The organism is Desulfocicer vacuolatum DSM 3385 (genome assembly GCF_900176365.1).
GTDB classification, from domain to species: domain Bacteria; phylum Desulfobacterota; class Desulfobacteria; order Desulfobacterales; family Desulfobacteraceae; genus Desulfocicer; species Desulfocicer vacuolatum.
The window spans coordinates 1-2,690 of sequence record NZ_FWXY01000063.1 but is presented as its reverse complement, the minus strand read 5'-3'; the positions used below and the strand labels follow the sequence as shown (position 1 = coordinate 2,690).

The 2,690-nt window shown below is 42.2% G+C and carries 3 protein-coding genes; all 3 read left to right on the top strand.

Annotated elements, in window-relative coordinates:
• Positions 1-420 precede the first annotated feature (420 nt).
• Positions 421-717, top strand: a complete 297-nt coding sequence (locus B9A32_RS20840; protein WP_084072110.1) for a type II toxin-antitoxin system RelE/ParE family toxin — start codon at positions 421-423, stop codon at positions 715-717.
• 2 nt (positions 718-719) lie between these two features.
• Positions 720-1,022, top strand: coding sequence for an addiction module antidote protein (locus tag B9A32_RS20835; protein WP_084072108.1), 303 nt, complete (start codon positions 720-722; stop codon positions 1,020-1,022).
• 592 nt (positions 1,023-1,614) lie between these two features.
• On the top strand, positions 1,615-2,646 hold the full coding sequence (locus B9A32_RS20830; RefSeq protein WP_084072106.1) for an nSTAND3 domain-containing NTPase: 1,032 nt from the start codon (positions 1,615-1,617) through the stop codon (positions 2,644-2,646).
• Positions 2,647-2,690: the final 44 nt, after the last annotated feature.

The following is a 2,690-nucleotide window of genomic DNA, read 5'->3' as shown; positions in this document are numbered from 1 at the left end:
CCATTGTTTAAGAGATTATTCAATCGTAAATCGACTGTTCCAACAATGCAAATGCAGCGGATCGCAAAAAGCCGCGCCCGCTGATTTGCGGCGTTCACGGCGGCTCCGCCGCCGTGAATCGCGGTCCTGACTACGTCCAGTACCTTGTTCCGGCGCTCCGCGCCTGAACAAGGTACTGGACCGGACACCGCACACAGATCAACCAGACTCCGTCGCTTGATCTGCGCACGGTGCCGGTCAGCACCGCGATTAGCCTGAAATCAAACGGCCTATGTACTTTTGAATTCGGAACAGACAAATGGAATAGACTGTCCTGTTAGCTGTCCACATCTATAACACTCGATGCCGGTCAGCAACACGATTAGCCTTTTTTCTTTTGTTTTGCTTGACTTGTTGTAGTCGATCGATTACAGTTCTTGTATGTATACGGTTAAAACAATACCCGAATTTGACAAATGGCTTAACGGCTTGAAAGACCGCATTACACGGCTTCGTATAGGCCGCCGTCTTGATAAAGCGCAGCGCGGCAACCTTGGTGATGTGAAACCAGTGGGCGAAGGCGTCTTTGAAATGAGGGAACATTTCGGTCCAGGCTGGCGAATGTACTACGCCAAGAGGGGTGAAACTCTAATCCTCATGCTTGGCGGCGGAGACAAGGACAGCCAGGAGAGCGATATTGCCAAGGCCAAACAGTGTAAAGCCACTTTGGAGGATTAATTATGAAAAAAAACATTGCAGATTTGCCGGACTTTGATATGGCCCAGCAGCTAAAAAGTGAAAAAGACATTGCTGCTTACATCACCATGGTGATTGAAGACGGTGATGCCGCCGAGCTAGCTCATGCTCTGGGGATAGCCGCCAAGGCTCGCGGCATGAGCGAAGTCGCCAAATCATCAGGGATAACCCGCGAAGCTTTGTATAAAGCGCTTAAACCAAACGCCAAACCTAGATTTGACACGATCAATAAGGTTTGTGCAGCCCTTGGCGTCCGTCTGGTAGCTCAGCCTGCCCATCCTCATTGAACAATGACGAAACGCAATCCCGCGCCCTTCAGGGGCGGGTCAAGCGAGTTCGTTTTCGGCCAGTTAGCGTAATAGCTTTTTTAACGACTATCCACTTCAGATAATGCAGGCTGATCCTTTTATAAAAAGCAACAAAAAGGATCAGGTTGGATTCAGGACACATCAAAACTTAATTCCAACATTTCAAATTAACCGGACGAGCCGGTTATTTGCGACGTTGGGTTGGCGCTCCGCGCCAACCCAACGCCCGCAGTAAAAGCCCGGATCATGTGGCGCGCAGCGCAACCCAACAACGCAGTTCAAACTGACACTGGCACCTTAACTGCGGGCGTTACCCTAAATAAAAGATTTATGAATGAGTTTATTAATTGTTTTTATAAGCGACAAATGCAATCCTGAGTACCGCAGAGATGAATATCGCCAAGCTGCTTCGGTGACTGGCAGAATTTTTTTGGATTCGATACAGTTTGAAACTCGTATCGGAGAGGTTGTAGAACCCGCCGACTAAATTCGGAATATAGGTTTTTCAGCATCGATTGTAATAATGATTTTTTAATAACTTGAATATCTATTAATCTAATTTGAGAAGAGTATGAGCGTAACAAAAGAAGGCATCCAAGGTTATGAATATCAGTACAAAGTAACTGCTTTTATCGCGTTACTTGTGTATATGGAAGTTGCTGAAGTTTATGTTGAAACAGAAGGAAGTGAAGATGCTTTATTGAAAATCAAATGTGACCAGGATACTGAAACCATTGAAGTGCAGGTTAAAAGAGAAGCACACTCCTTAGATATTTCAAAAATGGTGCAATGGTTAGCCCATTTTCAGGAAAGGAAGGCAGATAACAATTTACTTTTCCGAATTGAAAATGATTCAAAATCAATAGCTTTATTTGTAACACGCTCCCGTTGCTCAGACGACACTGTAAATCTTCGCAAGGCAACCTTCTCAATCAATCCGCATGCAGAAATTCATTTTAACAAAGATTTTGTTTCTGAATTTAAAGACGCTCTATCTGTTGTCAATTTCAAATCCGATTCAAAATTATCAAAAGATAGAGTGAGTTTCTGTAAAGAACAGGCTAAAAAAATTACTCGATCATTTTTATCTAAATTATTGAATCGAGTTCTAATTTGGGAAGAGGTTACTGACGAGAAAGTCGACCAATATATTCATCAAGAACTTGTTTCCACTCATCAAGTATCTGAATCTAAAGCCGAAAATGTTTATTTCAAACTGTTGGAAATAGTTCGAAATGGGCGAGATGATGGTACAGATATATTAAAGCCATTAGTCCAGATTATAAAAGAGAACAAAATCGGCCACCCGGCTATTGATAAAGATTATGTGAAAAGGGATGAAGAAGAGGGTTTATTTGATAGCATTATTAAAAATGATGTGTTGCTTTTAACAGGGTTTTCTCAATGTGGAAAAACTGAAATAGCTAAAAAAATAGCTGCGCTGTTATTCTATGAGGGATATGAATATCACCTGACTGGTGAGGTAAATGAAGTATCGCGTATTTTTTCTACTAACAGAGAAGATAAAAAGATTGTCGTTTTAGAAGACCCTTTAGATTCTTATCTCTTATTTTCGTGTTGTTTTGGCAAAAGAATTATGTAGACTACTCATAACTATTTGCCAATTCAGGGATTATCACCATTGAT